Genomic DNA, 17367 nt, shown 5'->3' with positions numbered 1-17367 from the left:
ATCGGCCACCGTTTGCACCGGGCCGTTGGCGTTGTACCAGCCTTTGGTCAGGCTGTTGGTATCGACCACCAGACCGCCAGTGCCGAGGCCATTGGGAATGTTGCTGCCAGCGGCAATCGCCGCTTGCCGGGCCGCCGCTTGCGCGGCCTGCGCTGCGGCCAGTGTCTGCACTGCCGCACCGAGATTGCCAATCGAACGCTGCAATTGCGCAGCGGCTTGTTGCTGCTGCGCCAGCGGACTGTTCAGACTCGATACCGGCTGGCCGTTCGGCAGACGACCGGTCGCTGCCACGCTGGCTTGCACTGCACTCTTGGCGCCGAACCAGGCGCTGCTGAAGGCTTGTTGCGCATGCACTTCGGCCATGACGCCACTGGCCAGCAACAGTGCCGCCGCCTGCGCTACCGGGCGCAAATGAATCCGGCGCGCGGTGCCGTCGCTCATGCCGGATGGGCGGCGTGCATCAGGTGCGAATGAAGGATGGGCAAGCTGCCTGGAGGATACGTGAAGGGACGGCATGAAGGCTCTTTCAGTGTCTGATCGGATCAACGTTGGGCGATGGTTGTCTGTTCAACGGAACAGATACAACAACCATCCATGCCTCTAGACGAATCTCGATTGAAAAAGCTGTACGAATTTTGCAGCAATTCGCGCTATAAAAATAACGCGCTCGCAGCACGCTGCCACTCAGCGCAACACGACGATGCCGCCCGGCAGCGTGGTCGCCGTCAAATGAAACAAACGCTGAATCTGGGCGATGGCCTTGTCCAGATCATCAATCCTGAAGCGGCCACTGACCGGACGTTCCGCCACGCCGTCGGCCAGCAGCAGCAAGCGTCCGGGACGATAGCGGTTGATCTCGGCCACCACCTGCGCCAGCGCGGTTTTCTGGAACCGCAAGATGCCTTGACGCCAGTCCGATTCCTGTTGCGGATCGATGCTGCGCAGCGCCGGCGCGCGCTTGCCGTCATAGCGCAATTGCTGCGTCCCGAGCAAGGTTTGGGTGATACCGGCCAGCGTCACGCGCAAGCGTCCTTCGAGGCAAGTCACACAGACTTCATCAGCGATGCGCCGTACTTCAAAGCGCGAAAAATCGGTATCGATCTGCGCCTGCGCCACCCGCACCGAAAATGCGCGGCGGGTATTGACCGCCACTTCGCCGCTCAACAGTTCAATGCTGACCGGATTGCCTTCGCGCGCGCGCACGCTGACACTGCTGCGGGTATTCAAATCGAGCGTGACATCGGGTGCCAGCGCCAGCTGCATTTGCTGTCCCGCCTGCGTACGATAATCGGCTTGCAGATTGGCAAGCGATGGCCACAAATCCAAGGGCGGATACAGCAACGCCACCCCAACCGCCGTCACCGAAGCAGTCAGCGCCGCCCCCAGAAAGGCCCGCCGCGCGGTGAATCCGGCCACCGCCCCGGGTGCCTGGTGCCGGCCGCCGCGCCCGGCCGCAACCGCAGCCCGGATCGCGTTCAGCTCAGGATCTTGCGCGCCTGCCAATTGCGCCGCCGGCAACAGTTTTTGCCAGCCGCGATGGGCCGCTTGGAAGGCTTCGGCATGCGCGGCGCTGGTGGCGCACCAGCGTTGCAGGCGGCGCGCATCGGCGGCACTGGCGCGGCCGGACGCCAGCAAGCGCACCCAGGCCCGGGCCTGCATCGCCAGTTGCTCGCGCTCGCCGGCAGGCGAATGTTCAGGTAATTCAAATGCACTCATCGCAGCTCACGTCCCATCATGACCATTGTCATCAACAGACGTTTATCAACACCATAAACTGTCTTTTTCATCGCATGCGCTCCACCATGTATTCATGGGCACGCTTCAATTCACGGTCTACCAGGCTAAGCGATACGCCCAACTGATCAGCCACTTCCTGACGCGGCATGTCATCGACCCGGATCAGGATCAAGATCTGGCGTTGGCGTTTCGGCATGCTCTCCATCACTGCCGCCAGCCGTTCGGCTTCGGAGCGCGCGGTGATGGTCTGCTCCGGCCCGGCCGCCGGATCGGCCAGATTCTCGAATACCAGTTCGACTTCTTCACCGCTCAGGAAGCGGCGTTCGCTGCGAATGCTGTCGAGCGCGGCATTGGTTGCCATGCGCATCAGATAGCTGAGCGGATGTTGCACCGACTCCGGGCTGTCCTTGCCGCTTTCCAGCCGCAGCCAGGTTTCCTGCAAGGCATCGCCGGCCAGATCGGCGTTGCCCAGCCGCAGTGTCAGCCGCCGCTTGAGATCGCCGTAGCTGCGCAACATCAGTTCACGCATGCCCTTGAAGCCGCTGTCGTTCATGCCGGCGCCTCGCAATCGTTGGCGGCAGCGCCGCTGCGCGGCAAGATCAGCATGACGAATGGTGCGGCCGGATTGGCCGGCGCAGCGGCCAGCTTCATCGTGCGCAAGCTGGCCAGGATCGCTTCATCGCGCACCCGGTTGCCGCTGCTGTCGAGCAGGCGCACTTGTTCGGTGCCGCCGGCCGGCGTCACCCGAAAACTGAACGCGATACGGTAATCGCCGGTGGCCAGCAAAGGATGGCGACAAAATGCCGCGCGTACACTGGCTTGCAAATGCGCCTGATAGACATCGCCGCTGGTGGCCGGCAGCGGCGGCGTCAGCGCCGTCTCCAGCACAAATGCATCCGGCGCCGTGAAATACGCGGCCAGACCGGTCGGCGCCAGCATCAGCCGCAAGGCGGCCGCCGCACCGAAGCGCCCTTGTACCGCCCCCGATTGACGGCTGCCAATGACACCGGCATCGTACAGGCCGGAAAACCCGGTTGCTGAAACGAATGCATCGAGAGCCTGTTGCAATGCTTGCGACGGAATCTGAAACTGCATGGGTGCGCCGCCACTGGCCTCATTATCGGGGACTATCTGGCGCCGTTCCTGCGCACTGCCGACGGCACTCAGCAACACCAGCCACGCTGCCAGACAAAATGCAGCGCAGGATGAGTCGATTCTCGGCATAAGCAGGATGAAGAACAGAATGACGGGTTAGCGACGGACGTACACGATGAAGTACAGGCGGCGCACACAGGCGCGCGCATATCGGGGAACATGCTAACCAGAAAATATGACGCCGCCATGACGACAGAAATCGTCATGGCGGCGCGGCATTACCACATCAGGCAAATCGCATCAGACGACAGCGCTTGCTTCTTGTGGCGCGGCAGTTGCCGGCACTGCTTCCTGGTTGCTGCCGACCGTCGGCGTACCTGCCACCGGTGCTGCCGGCGCGAAGTTGCGCAGGTGCACGAAGAACTGACCCATCATCTGGGTCCACAATTGCACCATCATGTTCAGATGCGCCGTGCTGACGCCGCCGACCACGATCACGTCCATTTCCAGCGCCAGCAAATCGCCATGTTGCACGATGCGGGCAAAGCGCTTGCTGCGATGCCATTCGGCGATCAGACCTTCCGGCAACACGCCATCCTGCACGCGCAGCGGGCAGCTCAGCGTGAAGTCGACAAACTGGCCCGACGCAGCGGCGGCATTGCCCCACAACACCTGGAAACCGACCCCTTGGCTGGCGCTGTGCAAATGTGGCACGCCGTTATGTTCCAGCGTGGTCACGGAGCAACCGGCGATCTTGATGGCGTCGGCCACTTGCTCGGCGCTCACCGCATGCAGCAGCGTGATTGCTTCAGCGGCGGTGTCTGCGATCACGTCGGTGGCGGTGTGCTCGGTAGTCTTTTTCATGATGATTCCTGATCAAATAGTAAAAATGCAGAAGAAATGCAAATCAAGGTTTGCGGCCCGTGTTCAATTCACTTTTTGCAGTGCTGCATCGAGCGCTGCAGTATCGATGTTGAGGCGATCCGCCGGTGCCAGTCCGGCCACATAGGCTTGCATCAGTTGTTGCTGGCGTTGCTGACGCAAGGCCGCTTGCAGGCGCGGCGTCATTTCTTCCAGCGTCGCCGTACGTGCGGCCTGGCTGTCGAGCAACTTGATGATGTGGATACCGGTCGGTGCCTGCACCGGTTCGCTGACCTGGCCCGGCTTCATCTTGGCCACTGCGTCGCGCACTTCCGGCACCATGTCGGCCAGCGCCAGCGTACCGACTTCGCCGCCACGGGCAGCGCTGCGCTGATCTTGCGATTCGGCCTTGGCCAGCGCCGCAAAGTCACCGGTGCGCGCCTGCGCGCTCAACTTCTTGGCTTTTTCAGCCAGCTTCTTGGCAGCGACGGCGTCATTGGCCGGCGTCGGCAGATAAATCTGCGCGACCCGATACGTCGCCGGCAAGCTGAAGTTGGCCTTGCCCTGTTCGTAGGCGGCCTTGATGTCGCTGACCGCAGGATAATCGGTCGGCACTTGCGTTACCGATTCCAGATAGGTGGCAGCGACGATACGGGCCGTGGCATCCTTCACCGCCGCTTCGACGCGCGCCTTGATTTCCGGACGATCCGCCCAGCCCTTGCTGCGCGCTTCCTTCAACACGGCTTCGCTGGTGACGCGCTGGCGCAACCAGTTTTCCAGACCGGCACGGTCGCCCTTGGCGGCGGCACGATCAGCCGGCGGCATCGCCTGCAACATGCGCTCGACTTCAGTCTGCGCCACGGTCACCGGACCCAGGCTGGCGACCACCTTGTCCGGGCCGGTACTCTGCGCCATGGCCGCGCCACTCAAAGTTGCCAGCGCCATCAAGGCAATCAGTACACCGGATTTCACGTTGAAGTTGTTCATAGTTTCACCTGACTAAAAAATCACATCCAAAAAAATAATTACCAATATCCACTTATTGCGGTGCCGCCGTGCCGGCATTGGCAGCGCCGCTGTTGGCAGAACTGTTGGCCGCGCTGTTGGCCGGTGCCGGCAAACTCACGCTGCGAATGTCAAAGCGGCCTTCATACAACTTGTCGCCATACTGCTGGGCAATCTGTTCGTATTTGACCCGGCTTTGCGCTGCAAACGGTTGCCGCGCCCCCATGATGGTCGTGATATCCATGGTTTCGTAGGCTTGCAGAATTTCCTGCCCGACCGCATACAACTGCGCATTCTTGGCTTCGCACTGGGTGACCGCCAATTGCTGCGTCTTGCTGCCGTTGCTCAGTTGCTGACGCTCGGCTTCGGAAGCGCGTGCCAGCTTCAGCAACTCGTCATAGGCATGGCGATATTGCGCGCTCTGGGCATTGGCTTTTTCCAGTGCCGCTTGTGCCTGCTGCCGGCTCTCGCCATTCTTTTCCTGCGAGCGCCGTTCAGCCGCCAGTTGCGCTTTGGCTGCCGCCAGCTCCTTCTTCAGGCTGCCGGCATCTTCGCCCGCCGCCCCACCTGGTGCTGCCGGTGCTGCCAGTGCCGCCGGCGACTTGCCGGCCTTGAGCACCGCCAGCTCGTTTTGCGCTTCTTGCAACTGCGTGGTGGTGGTACGCAATTGCGCCCGCAAGCGCTCTTCCATGCTTTGGTTTTGCTGACGCTGCTGGGCGTGCACGGCAGTCGCCGCCAGCATCAGACACATGGCCGGGATCAGCGGCCGCCAGCGCATGCCGCCGGTGCGATCCACTATATGCAAAAGAAATGACATCGTTATGACCTCGTTAGAAACGTGTGTTCAGCTCAAGCTGCAAGGTATCGATCGTGGTCGGCGGTCCGAACACGGCCTTGGTGGCAGACCAGCGGCCACCGAGCGAAGTGTTCTTGTCGACTGCATACGTCGCGCCCAGGTAGTAGCCGCGTGCGTTGGTGCCGCCCTGATGGAAGGTCGAATCGTTATAGGCATCAGGCAAGGCGTCCGGATCGATGCGCTTGTAGCCAAGCAAGACATTCCAATCGCCGCGCACGCTCGGATTCGGATTGCCCAGCGTCGCCTGCAACATGTACGCATTGCCGCCGCTCTGGAACTCAGCGGTAGTGCCATCGGTGCCGCGGAAGTTGTTGACGATGCCGCCTTGCGAACGCTTGATCATTTCGTTCTGATCGAACGCCAGGTTGCGGATGTAGTTGGCATCCAGACGCAAGCCATAGTGGCCGGCGACGCGGGTATCCCAGCGCAGGTTCACGTCCAGCAACTGGAACTTGGACGCCAGGCCGACGTATTGCGGTTGCACCGTATTCGCCGGATCGGCCGGATTCACGGTCAGTTTGCGCAACAACATCATGGTATTGCCACCTTGCACGAATGCCGGACGCGACCAGTCGGTACTGCAACTTGTAGCAAAGAAGAAGCACGAATTGGAAACCTGACCTTCGATGTTCTTGAAGTCGTAATACCCCAGCGCACCACGCACCTTGTTCTCGGCATTGAGTTTCCAGCTGGCGCCGACCTGCGCACCAATCAGCCATTTATTCTGGCTGTTCATCTTGTCCTGATCGCGGGACGGGGCGTTATCCGCCGAATACTCCAGCGGCACCAGGCCCAGCGTACCGAACACGGTAACGTCGGTATTGCTCAGTGTCTTGGTAAATTGCGCGGCCAGGCCATCCAGATTCAGATCGTTGGAAAACAGCATGTCGGTCGACACGAACGGATTGGCAAAACGACCGCCGGTAACCGTCACCCAGTCCGCAAATTTGTACGACACCCAGGCTTGATCGAGCCAGATGTTTTTCTTGCTGAGACCGCCACCCAGGGTCTGTGTGGTCGACACCGGATTATTGTCGCTGCCGGTCGCGAGGCGAATGCCGGCAGTGGTGTTTTCCGAGATGTCAGCCAGAATGCCGAGGCGGGCCCGGATCCGCAATTGATTGGTGCGGTCCTTGGTGCGGTTCAGCAAATAAGGATTATCTTTGTTGGTATTTTTATTGATGTCATACGGACCGCTGGCATTCAACTGGTTCCAGTCCGTGATTTCGTTGCTGTTGCCACTGCTGTAAAAACGCGACTCGTTACGCACCCGCATATCACCCTCAATACGAATCCGCTTGGTCCACTCCGGCGTTTCATTCGGTGCCGCCCAGCCTTCGGCCTTGGCTTGCGCCATGACTTCGCTCTTGAGGTCGTCACGAATCTGGTCACGCACAGTGGCGGAAATATAAGGTACCCGGACATCGCCCGGCTCGACGCGCGCGCCGCCGCCATTGGCCGGTGCGGCCGCTGCCAGGCGCTGCGTCTGTTGTGCCGCCAGCGCTTCAGTCTGCGCCTGCGCCAGCAACGCTTCGCCGACATCCTTGGTCAATGCGCCACTCTGGATCAGGCCACGGATCAGACGCACCATGGCGTTGTCAGCCGGTGCCGCAGTTTGCGCCTGCACCGACGGCAATGCGCCCAGCATGGCAATCGCCGCAGCAATCACCAACAAGGGTTGGCGTACCGCCAGCGGATTCTTTCTCAAGTTTGTCACGGTGTTAGTCACGTCTATCTCTACTTTCAATAAATAAATGGGATCAGGAACTGCTCAGTCACACATCAGGGACGGCGGCCTTTGAGTGAAATGCGGATCGGCCATGGCACATCCGCCGGTTTTTTGGCATCGGTACGGAAATCACGCACCATCGCCAGTACCGCTTCATCGGTCTTGCTGTCGCCGGTGCTCCGGGTCAGTTCAACACGTACCGTTTTGCCGTCGGCATCCAGCCACAAACTCAGGTTCACATCCATCGCCAGCAGACGGGTGCGCGGATCACGCACGTAGGCCTGTTGCAGCGACGCCGACAGATAGTTGGCGAACGATCCCGAACCGAGACCACCGCCGCTGCCGCTCATGCCACCACCGCGACCGGCTGCAATGCCGAACGAGTCGGTGCCGGCTTGCGCTGCGCCGTCGATAGTGACCGGGTCACCCAGATCCTTGGCCGGACTTGGCGTGTTGTCATCCTGCGGCGCTTCGACCGGACTCGGCTTCGGCTCCACCACTTCGGGAGTGACTTTTTCCGGCGGCGGTTCCGGCAGTTTTTCCGGCTCCGGCGGCGGTGGCGGTGGCGGTGGCAACATCAGCATCGGTGGCGTCGCCACTTCGCGCTTGGTGCTGGCGGTATCCGACAACAGCTTCCATACCAGCGTGCTCAACGCGGCCAGCACCACGGCCCCGATCAACAGCCCGCCCCAGCGTCGCCACCAGACCTTGACACCAGCGCCGGCCGGCTTGTGCAACTGAGACAACTGCGACTCCAATGCAAGATCGCGAGGTTTCAAACTATTCTCCTCACGCCGGCTTGCCGGTAACCAGACCAATCTGGTTCAGTTCGACGCGCCGCAACAGGTCCAGCACTTCGACTACCTTGGCGTACTGCACCGAGGCGTCGCCGCGCACAATCACGGGAAAGTCCGGCGTCAACGCCTTTTCCGTGCGCAGACGTTCTTCCAGCTCCGCCAGGCTGACCGGATAGGCATCCAGAAATACCTGGCCGCCGTTATCAATCGTGATGGCCTTGGTCTTGGGTTTTTCCAGCGCCACGGCGGCGCTGGCTTTGGGCAGATCGACCTTGATGCCGGGGATGCTGGCATTACTGGTGAGAATGAAGATCACCAGCACCACCAGCAGGACATCCACGAACGGCGTGATATTGATACCGCCGCTGCGTTTGCGGACGCCAAATTTGGCTGCTGCATTTGCCATGTCAGTAATCCTCTCAGGCGCTGTGCAGCGTCGGACGAACCTGGCGGCCAGCGCCCTGCTCTTCAGCCAGACGGGTCGCGAATTCATCCACGAACACCGCCATGTCGGCACCGATGGCATCGGCCCGCGAGGCCAGCCAGTTGTAGCCAAACAGGGCCGGAATCGCGACCCCCAGACCAGCAGCGGTACACAACAGCGCAGCGGCCATACCTGGCGCCACCGAGTTGATATCCACCGCACCTGCCATCGCTGCCACCACGAACACCAGCATGATGCCGATCACGGTACCGAACAGACCGACGTAAGGCGCACCTTCAATCGTGGTCGACAGCCAGATCATGCGCTTGGCCATGCCTTCGTTTTCACGCACCATGACACCATCCATGGCAGCGCGGATGGCGCTGATAGTGGCATCGGATACCGCGCTCATGTCGTAGCCGCGGTCATGGCGGCGACGCATTTCTTCAATCGCCACCTGATACAAACGCCACAGCGACGAATCGTTCTTGACGGCATCCGGCACACGGCTGCCCTTGGCCAACTGGTCCAGCGGCGCACCGGCAGTTTCACGGAAGTGACTCATGAAGATGGCATTGGCACGCGACATCGAACCGTAGCTGCGCCCCTTGCCAATCATGATGGCCCACGACAAGGCCATCATCAGACCCAGTACGCACACCACGACCCAGGCATCCACCGGCATCGCCGCCAGGATGTAACCGAAATGGCTCTTGCCGGCTTGCTGTTCGTCGGTGCCGAACGCGGCCAGACGCGATTGCCCGCTTTGCGAGACGGCATCTGCCAGAATCAGTGCATCCGGACGTGCCACTTTCGATACCCGTACTTCATCAATGGCACCGGTGAAGGCTGCCAGTTGCGTAGCGCCACCCGCCACATCGGCGCCGATGGCAGCCGAGGTATTCAGGGCCGGCAAGGCCGCTGCCAGCGAGACGGCAGGACGACCGCCGACGTACAAGGCGACATTCCTGGCATCGGCCTTGACTGCCAGATGCGACCACTGGCCAGCCTGGATCGGTTGACCCGGATTGCTGCGCTTGCCATCGACCTGCACGAATGGCACGCCTTGATCGACACCAATCAGGAATTCGCTGCTGCCGTTGCGACGGGCATAAATCACTTGCTGCGCGCCGAGCTGATCGGGACGTACCCAGGCCGAAAACGTGAAGGCGCTGCCGGCCGCGATGGCCAGTGACGGCGAGGCTGGCAACATCAGTGGCGCGCCACCGAGCTTGGCGCCCTTGCCGATCACGCTGCCATCAACACTGACGGCGGCGGTCTGGCCGTGATTGCCAAAAGCGGTGCTGTCACGTGGCGGCACATTGGCTTCGCCGAAGTGATACACCAGCGTGTAATCAGGATCGAACGTGCGTTGACCATTGGCGGCAGCCGGTGCTTTCGGATTGCCGTAATACATCCAGATCGGTTGCGGCGCTGCGGCCGTGACGGCTGGCACATCCACCCAGATCAGGGCGATGCCGAGCAGCGGATCGAATTGTTCGATCTGGTAGTTCAGTACGGTCTTGTCGTCGCCGGCGATGAAGCGCAGGTCGGCGCCGGTTTCGCTGACACCTTCAAAACTGAAATTGCCGGTATGCAGGCGCAACAGCACCGGCATGCGGCCGGCGTCAGCACCGAGGGCAGCACCCTTGGCGCCGCCGTCCAGCGTGATCGGCTTGCGATAAGCCCAGTCCGGTTGCCACCAGGCGTGGGCCAGATTCGGCAACAGCGTGCTCAACAGCGTGACAAGAATAAAGAGGATGCGTCTCATGACTGGAAATCTCCGAAAGCTCGTATCAAAAAGGATTGGTGTACATCGTTGCGTCTGATTGGCCGGCAACCGGCTCAATAAGTCGCGTTCAAACTGAAATTCAGGCGCCAGTCGTGGCGCAGCGTGCGCGGACCGTTCTTGAGCGGATACCCGAGATCAAAACGGCCGTTGACATACTGGGTCACCTGGAAATTGCTGCCGAGACCGACCGAGGCCAGGTTGAAGGTATCGACCTGCTCCGGCAGCGGTTCGCGCAAGCGCAGGCGGGCCGCATCGGCAAACGCATACACGCGCCAGTTCTCGATCCACGGACTGAAATAGGTAATCGGCCGCGAACGCAACTCGAGCGAACCGACCAGGCCGATATCGCCGGTCACTTCAGCCGACAGATAACCGCGCACCGAACTGCTGCCGCCACCGGCAATCTGTTCGCTCGATACCAGCGGCGCATCGGTCAGTTGACCCGACAGGCGGAAGCCGATCTGTTCATTGCTCGGCAAGGTATACGAACCATTGGTTTCGCCCTTGAAGATCAGGAAACTCGGCGATGCCTTGTAGCGCTTGTAATCGAATTGCTGCCAGTCGCTGCCGTAGCCGAAGAAGCTGCGGGTACCGGTCACCATCGACAAGCCCAGGCTGTACTGGCTGCGCTCGCTTTGCTGGAAGCCGGTATAGCCGAGCGTGATCGGGGCATACCGCAGCGGGACATCGTCGCCGCTGCCATTGAGGCGCAGCGCTTCGCGGTTATCCTTGAAATCGACGCCGACACTGAAGGCATGCCACCAGTTGTCGGTATTCGGCACGGTGTAGTTGGCCTTGAGGCCGACCGAATGGCCCTTGCCCAGGACGCTGGTGCCGCCGACGGTAGCAACATTGCTGTTGGAGACATAACCGCTGGCTTCCAGGCTCCAGTTGGTGCCCGGCAGCGGTGCCGTGTAGGAGCCGGACCAGACCCGGGTCTGGTTCAAATCTTCCGGCGTGCCGAAAAAGCTCAGCGAGACGCTGTGCCCGAGTTGCCACAGGTTGTCGTAACCGATCGATGCAGTGGCGCGCAAACGCTTGGTATCGGCGCTGTAATCATTATTGAGACCGGCGCTGGCACGCCACGGGCTGCTGTCATCCACTTTCAGATCGACGTCCATGGTGCCCGGCACGGTACCCTGCTTGACCAGCGGAATCACCTGCCGTTTGCCACTGCGGTTGAGGCCGGTCAGTTGTTCTTGCGCCAGCGTGAAGTCAGGCACCGCGCCCTCTTTCAACGCCGCCACCTGTTCGCGGATTTCGCGCGGCGAGTTGTACTCGGCGCCCACCACGCGCACGCGACCGACGCGGGTTTCCGTGACTTGCAAAAACACCACGCCGGCGGTCACTTGCTGCTCCGGCAAATCGACGTATACCGATTGATAACCCTTGGCGTTATAGGCTGCCAGCAAGGCATCGCGGGCCCCCTCCACATCTTTCATGCTGCGCTTGGGGCCGAGAAACGGTGTCACGGCCCGTTCGATGGCGCGTGCATCGAGCACGGTATTGCCGCGCACGATGTATTCATTGATATCGACCTGCGGCGCTGCAGCTTCTGCACTGGCAGCAACGGCCGGCGCCGCCTCCTGCGCCAGCACATGGCCCTGCATGCCGCACCCCAGAATTGCCAGCAATGCTGCCACCGGCTTCAACTTCAGACCTGCCTTCGGGCCTGCCCCATTCTTTTTAACGTCATGCATAGTGTTCAACTCAGTTTCAACTCAGTGTCAAAGCGATTATCGGAATCAAGGTCATGCCGGCACTGTCTTGCTGAATCAACAAGCTGATTCATTCCCCGCGGACAGTGCCGTATAAAACTATGTACAGATGCCTAGACGATTGGCGCGCGGCAAGACTGTCGTTTGTCATCAAATGTTCATAAATCTTTTTTCACGAATGATGAAAACGACAGCCGCCGGCGATCTTCAGCGCTTCAGGCTGCGTTGCTCGGATGGCGTCAGCGCCTGCAATTGCGCGCTGTTGAGCGCGCCGGCACCCAATACCTGCACCACGCCGTCGGCCTGGTAACCGGATTGCTGCTTGTTGCCGTTTTTGTCATCGCCGCCCTCGCTGCCGAAACCGAGCACCTTGACCGTCACCACCGATGGCAAGGACTGGCGCGCCTCATTGCGCGCCCGCTGCACCGATTCCTGCGCTGCTGCCGAAGCCGAACTGGCGGCGGCACTGGCATTGCTGAGGGCACCGACATTGACTGCCGCCACCGCCGGCAAGCCGGTCGCTTCCCCCTTGACCTGAATGTTGGCGGCGTTCACCACTTGCAGCGCCGCCAGGTTGACGTTGCCCGAGACCCGGATTCCGGCCTCGCCGGCATCGATGGTGCCGAGCGGTGCAATCAGGTCGATGTCACCGGCCGGTACTTCCGGAATCGGCGCCAGCGTGGCGATACCGGCACCGGTACTTGGCACATCCGACGACAAGGTGACATTGCCCCACTGGTCATAGACCCGTTTCGGCGGCGTGAATACCACGCTGGTCTTGGCACCGCGCCCGGCATTGATATCACCGTTGGCCGACCAGCCCAGAATCGAACCACCGAAGGTGGTCATGACCCGGCTCTGGCCGAGCAAAATGCTGCCCTTGGCAAACAGTTGGATATTGCCGGCCCCCTGGGTGATGACACCGGACGAGGCCGGCGGCGCTTCACCGTCGATACCCAGTACGATCTGACCACCCGGCGTCAGCATCTGGATGTCGCCGCCGAACAAGGTGCGCACATAGCCGCTGCGCGGGGTATTGATATTTCTGCTTTCCACAGAGCTGTAGATCGGGATGCTGCCGCGGTACATGATGATGTCGCCGCCATACGAGACCGGCTTGCCGTTGGCATCGACACCCGGCGCCAGCGCCGCAATCGCGCTGCGGCCACGCAGGTAATTGCCGTAACGCGGGCTGTTGACGTCGTTGTATTCACGGCCGCCGGCTTGCAGTTCGGCGAAATACACGGTGCGCGCAAACACCCGTTGCTGCTCGGACGGCAAGGCCATGTAATAAGCCCGTGCCGCCGCGCCGTTGCCACTGAAGCCGTAACGCTGAGCCAGCCATGTGATCAGTTCGGCTTCATAGGTCTTGGCCACCTTGCCGCCCTGATCGGCCAGCGGTACGCCATTGACCGCCAGATTAGCCGGGTCCAGATACGGCGTCACGAAGCGCAGATAATCGAGACCCTTGCTGCCGACCCCGGCCTGCATCACGATGCTGGTGCCGGGTCGTGCATCGCCCGCCACGATCGGACCGATGCTGGTGACGGCCGCCTTGTCGTCCATCAGGATATTGCGGCCGGCAGTGATTTCCAGCGTGCCGGGACCGGCCACATTGAACGAGCTGTACAGAATGTCGCGCCCGGCCGACACCACCGAGACATCGGTGGCACGCGAGTGTACGAACAGATTGCCGACACTGGTATAAGTGCTGCCGCCGACACCCGCTTCAGGTTCAAGTTGATTGGTGCCGCTGGCGACGATGTCACGTCCGGCCATCATCCATACCGGCTGTGCGCCCTCATACCAGCTCAGGCCAAAGCGCGCCAGCGGCTTGGCGGAGAGACTGTCGCGATCGCCATAGGTCATGATGCGACCGCTGTTGACCCCGACCAGATCGCCGTTGACGGCATAAAAGCGGGCCGGATCGCTGCTCGCCGAGAGCTGGGCGGCAGCACTGCCGGCACCGAACACGAACAGCGGATAGTTGCTGGCGCTGATCGGATTGCCCAGGTCGGAAACGTTGGTAGCCATTGGTTTGAACGAGTTCAGGCTGTCAACCCAGCCGGCAAAAGCCGGCTGTTGCGGCGTCGCCACGACACTGGCGGGCGCCCCTGACTGGCTCACGGTAAAGCCGCCGGCATAGATCGAATCGGCCGCCAGGAATTGCAACTGACCATGAACTGCCGGCGCCAGCAGCAGCGGCGTGATGAATCCAAGATCGGAACCGCCAATGCCACCAGAAGCAGCCTTGCCGTAGAACAGGCTGCCGCTGGCCGCTACCGCCCTGACCGTGGCCGGATACATGACGGCGTCATCAGTGCCGCTGGCACCCCGGTACGGCGTCAGACTGCCGCCAGCCGAGAACAGGTCCAGCGCGGTACGGTCGGTCCACAGCGTGAACCAGCTGTAGCCACGGCCAACGACGCCGCTGCTGACGAACGCCGAATTGTTGACGCTCAACACGCGTCCCGGATCAAGCACGGTTTGCACCACCTGGTCGCCCAGCGTTGCCACGCTGAACGTGGCATCGCCCGGCACCAGCGTAATGCCGCCGGCAGCTTCACCGCGGGTGGCATGGAACGGATCAACAGCGCGGGTTTCCTTCGGCACCTGCAAACCGGGTTGGCTGCCATAGGTCAGCATCATGCTGCCCAGTTGGGCGCTGCTCAGTTGCGCATTGCCGCGCAAATTGATCAGCGCGCCATTGATTGCGGTGCTATCAGTACTGGCTGGATTAAGTCTGCCGCCAATGCGCACGTCCAGATCGCCGCCACCCGTCAATTGCATGCTGCCGTCGGCCGCCACCCGGCCGGTGCTGCCGACCGCCAGCACCAGTGCCTGACTGCGCGGACTGGTACCGACATCGAATACCGGGCCCGCCATCAGACTCTGATAACCGGCATCGCCCGCCACCTGTACGCTCAGATTGCCACCGCCGAGCGTGCCGAAACCGGTAAAGCCGACCATCTTGTCTGCCTGGTCCTTGGCAATCCCGACATAGCTGCCGAAATTGATCCACCACGCCGTCGGCTGCGCGGCGGCGCCGGTAGCCACAGCGCCACTGCCCTGCCGCCACAGCCAGTTGCCGACCGCGCCGGAATCGAAACCGGCATCGTAGTATTTGTAATCGCCCAGCGGCCGGCCAACATAGGTAGTCGCCGTATTCATCTGTGCGCCGCGCAGATCGCCGCCCACCTTGAGCAACAGATTGCCGCCCTGATCCGGGTACCAGGCACGGTAGATGCTGCCGGCGCTGCCGTCGACCAGCGACTCGCGCAGGCCGTCCGGATCATTGAGAACGGTGCCCGGCAGCTTGTTGCGCGGCAGGTTATACGGATCGCCGGCAACGGTGGCCGTCGAGGATTGGCCGGCGGTATACACGCCATACAGCGAATCCACGCGCAGGTTGCCGCCGCTCAGCAATTCCAGATCGCCGGTACCGGTACGCAGCACGCTCATGCGGGTGCTGCTGGCAATATAGTTGAAACCGCCGCCCACGGTGGCGCACCAGCCCGGATTGTCGGTACACAGCGACGGCATGTTCAACGCCACCGGATCAAGCACGTCACCGGCCTTGATATTCGGCTTGCCGTATTCGTCCACGCCTTTCTGGGTCCAGACATAATCAAACTTGGGCGTACAAAAGTCGACATTTTCGGCACACAATTCCGCTGCCGTCTGATTCCTGCCCTCCGTGAGTTCCTGGGCAAATTCATCCGTAATGGTTTCACCTGCGGTAAGCCCCAATTCATCGGCGGCCTTCTGATTCCACATAAAGCCGCTCGACTTCGGTGGCACCACCGCGCCGTACATGCCGTAATGGCTGTCGGCCAGGCGCAGATCGCCATGCGCCGGCCGGGTCTGCACGATGCGACTGTCGGCAGCAGCAAGATCGGCACCCGCCACCAGCCGCATCGACCATGATTGCGACCCCTCGGCCAGCATCGGCGCGATGGCCCACAATTGTCCCTGACGCCCGCCCACTTCCGGCCGCAACGCCACCGAAGCAGCGCCGCCCGGCAATTTGACATCGGTGCCGGAAGGAATCAGTGCACCGGTCGCCAAGGCCTTGTCGCCATCGAGCTGCACCACATATTTGCTGCCGGCCACGCCCGGCAATGGCACACCCTTGGGCCAGGTCATTGCGCCGAGCGTGATGGCGGTCGTCATTACCGTGCCGGCATCGAACCGGGTCCCGGCCGCCAGCGCTGTGTCCGTACTCAACAAGGTGCCGGCGGCAAACAGAATATTGCCGTTGCCATCGCGCACGGCGGCCGCCAGTACCGTGCCGGCCGGCAGCGTCACCGCCGTCGCCAGCGTGGTCGCTACTGGCAAGCGACTGCCCGCCACCAGAGTGAAGCTCTTGAGCGGTACATCGAAGTTGAGCGTACTGCCGCCCGGGAAACCGGTGCCATCCGCCAGCGTCACGCCGGTGCCCGGCACCACGATATCGCTGCCGGCAAAGTCGCGCCCGGCCAGCAATTGCCAGCCCTTGTCATCGGCCGTTGGCGGCGGCGGCAATGCAAAACCGTCATTGATGCTGCCGAAGATGTCCAGATTGCCTGCCGCGCGCAGCGTCAGCGTGCCGACTTCGCCGGAACCGTAGACGCCGGTCTTGGCAGTCTTCGCATTCAGACTCGCATAGCGGAAGCCCGACAGATCGAGATCGCCCTGCACCACCATGTCGCCACCCGGATTGGTGACGGCATTGCTGACGATTTCCACACCGGGACGCAGATGCAAGGCATCCGCGTAAGCGGCGTTGTTGAGACCGGCCAGTTTGCCGGTCAGCAGATTGTTGTTGGCCAGCGCACCGTTGATGAAATCGTTGCTGTCCTTGTCTTTTTCTTTCAGGTAATCCTGATTGATCACCTGATACGGCCGACCGCCGGCCGCCAGATCCGGAACGTCGTTACCGTTGGCATCCTTGACCATCGCCAGCGGCGCATCGTCATAACGCTGCATGCCGTTGACGGCAATCGTTTTGGCGCCGCGAATAGTGAGGCTGCCACGCGCATCAATGGCGATGTCGCCATAGGTCGCCGCATCGGCGTCAGTCTGATTGCCGTTGCTGCCAAGACGGGCAGCATTGAGGTTCAGCGTGCCGCGTGCCACGCCGTCATTGCCGGCGACAGTATTGGTGCCATGCCGCAAATCGACTTGCGCACCGCTGGCCAATGTCAGCACACCATTGCCCGAACTCAGTTCGACGATGGCCCGGTTCGGGCTGTCGATGATCTTGCCGTAACTGTCGACCCGCAATACCGTGCCGTGCGCATCGAGTACCGCATCACTGCCGATGGTCAGGCCCTTGTTGGCCGCCAGCCGGATCGTGCCGACCCGTTCGCCG

At 61.6% G+C, this 17367-nt stretch carries 13 protein-coding genes; all 13 read right to left on the bottom strand.

Annotated elements, in window-relative coordinates:
• Positions 1–441 (bottom strand): hypothetical protein (locus AKL27_RS26205; RefSeq protein WP_050465847.1); only part of this gene is annotated, 441 nt, incomplete at its 3' end.
• Between the two features lie 243 nt (positions 442–684).
• The gene (locus AKL27_RS26200) at positions 685–1716 is read right to left on the bottom strand and encodes a FecR family protein (protein ID WP_050465846.1); all 1032 of its coding nucleotides are present in this window, start codon (positions 1714–1716) and stop codon (positions 685–687) included.
• A gap of 67 nt (positions 1717–1783) precedes the next feature.
• Positions 1784–2290, bottom strand: a complete 507-nt coding sequence (locus tag AKL27_RS26195) for an RNA polymerase sigma factor (RefSeq protein WP_050465845.1) — start codon at positions 2288–2290, stop codon at positions 1784–1786.
• Entirely contained in the window at positions 2287–2961 is a 675-nt protein-coding gene (locus AKL27_RS26190; protein ID WP_050465844.1) for a TonB C-terminal domain-containing protein, read from the bottom strand. Before AKL27_RS26190 ends, AKL27_RS26195 begins: the two co-directional genes overlap by 4 nt.
• A 171-nt stretch (positions 2962–3132) precedes the next feature.
• Positions 3133–3696: a YbjN domain-containing protein gene (locus tag AKL27_RS26185; RefSeq protein WP_083439314.1), complete on the bottom strand. Its 564-nt coding sequence runs from the start codon at positions 3694–3696 to the stop codon at positions 3133–3135.
• Between the two features lie 63 nt (positions 3697–3759).
• Positions 3760–4680 carry a peptidylprolyl isomerase gene (locus AKL27_RS26180; protein ID WP_050465843.1) on the bottom strand — a complete coding sequence of 307 codons (921 nt, stop codon included), beginning with the start codon at positions 4678–4680 and terminating at the stop codon, positions 3760–3762.
• Positions 4681–4732: 52 nt separating this feature from the next.
• A complete protein-coding gene (locus AKL27_RS26175; RefSeq protein WP_050465842.1) occupies positions 4733–5515 on the bottom strand; it encodes a hypothetical protein in 783 nt (260 codons plus the stop codon).
• Positions 5516–5528: 13 nt separating this feature from the next.
• Positions 5529–7271: a putative porin gene (locus AKL27_RS26170; RefSeq protein ID WP_232311120.1), complete on the bottom strand. Its 1743-nt coding sequence runs from the start codon at positions 7269–7271 to the stop codon at positions 5529–5531.
• 65 nt (positions 7272–7336) lie between these two features.
• Positions 7337–8062 carry an energy transducer TonB family protein gene (locus tag AKL27_RS26165; protein WP_232311119.1) on the bottom strand — a complete coding sequence of 242 codons (726 nt, stop codon included), beginning with the start codon at positions 8060–8062 and terminating at the stop codon, positions 7337–7339.
• Positions 8063–8072: 10 nt separating this feature from the next.
• Positions 8073–8486 carry an ExbD/TolR family protein gene (locus AKL27_RS26160; protein WP_050465841.1) on the bottom strand — a complete coding sequence of 138 codons (414 nt, stop codon included), beginning with the start codon at positions 8484–8486 and terminating at the stop codon, positions 8073–8075.
• 13 nt (positions 8487–8499) lie between these two features.
• A complete protein-coding gene (locus AKL27_RS26155) occupies positions 8500–10275 on the bottom strand; it encodes a DUF2341 domain-containing protein (protein ID WP_050465840.1) in 1776 nt (591 codons plus the stop codon).
• A 74-nt stretch (positions 10276–10349) separates the two neighbouring features.
• Complete coding sequence (locus tag AKL27_RS26150) at positions 10350–11996, bottom strand: ShlB/FhaC/HecB family hemolysin secretion/activation protein (protein ID WP_050465839.1); 1647 nt, start codon at positions 11994–11996, stop codon at positions 10350–10352.
• A gap of 225 nt (positions 11997–12221) precedes the next feature.
• The coding region (locus AKL27_RS28570; protein WP_232311118.1) for a filamentous haemagglutinin family protein at positions 12222–17367 on the bottom strand (5146 nt) is incomplete at its 5' end.

This window comes from Herbaspirillum autotrophicum (assembly GCF_001189915.1).
GTDB lineage: Bacteria > Pseudomonadota > Gammaproteobacteria > Burkholderiales > Burkholderiaceae_D > Herbaspirillum > Herbaspirillum autotrophicum.
The sequence above is the reverse complement of the archived record's forward strand: the minus strand, read 5'-3'. Positions and strand labels throughout refer to the sequence as shown.

What these genes read in the sequence shown, in the direction of transcription:
- AKL27_RS26195 (WP_050465845.1), bottom strand. Translation starts at nt 2,290, where the DNA reads ATGAACGACAGCGGCTTCAAGGGCATGCGTGAACTGATGTTGCGCAGC.
- AKL27_RS26175 (WP_050465842.1), bottom strand. Translation starts at nt 5,515, where the DNA reads ATGTCATTTCTTTTGCATATAGTGGATCGCACCGGCGGCATGCGCTGG.
- AKL27_RS26180 (WP_050465843.1), bottom strand. Translation starts at nt 4,680, where the DNA reads ATGAACAACTTCAACGTGAAATCCGGTGTACTGATTGCCTTGATGGCG.
- AKL27_RS26150 (WP_050465839.1), bottom strand. Translation starts at nt 11,996, where the DNA reads ATGCATGACGTTAAAAAGAATGGGGCAGGCCCGAAGGCAGGTCTGAAG.
- AKL27_RS26160 (WP_050465841.1), bottom strand. Translation starts at nt 8,486, where the DNA reads ATGGCAAATGCAGCAGCCAAATTTGGCGTCCGCAAACGCAGCGGCGGT.
- AKL27_RS26185 (WP_083439314.1), bottom strand. Translation starts at nt 3,696, where the DNA reads ATGAAAAAGACTACCGAGCACACCGCCACCGACGTGATCGCAGACACC.
- AKL27_RS26155 (WP_050465840.1), bottom strand. Translation starts at nt 10,275, where the DNA reads ATGAGACGCATCCTCTTTATTCTTGTCACGCTGTTGAGCACGCTGTTG.
- AKL27_RS26190 (WP_050465844.1), bottom strand. Translation starts at nt 2,961, where the DNA reads ATGCCGAGAATCGACTCATCCTGCGCTGCATTTTGTCTGGCAGCGTGG.
- AKL27_RS26200 (WP_050465846.1), bottom strand. Translation starts at nt 1,716, where the DNA reads ATGAGTGCATTTGAATTACCTGAACATTCGCCTGCCGGCGAGCGCGAG.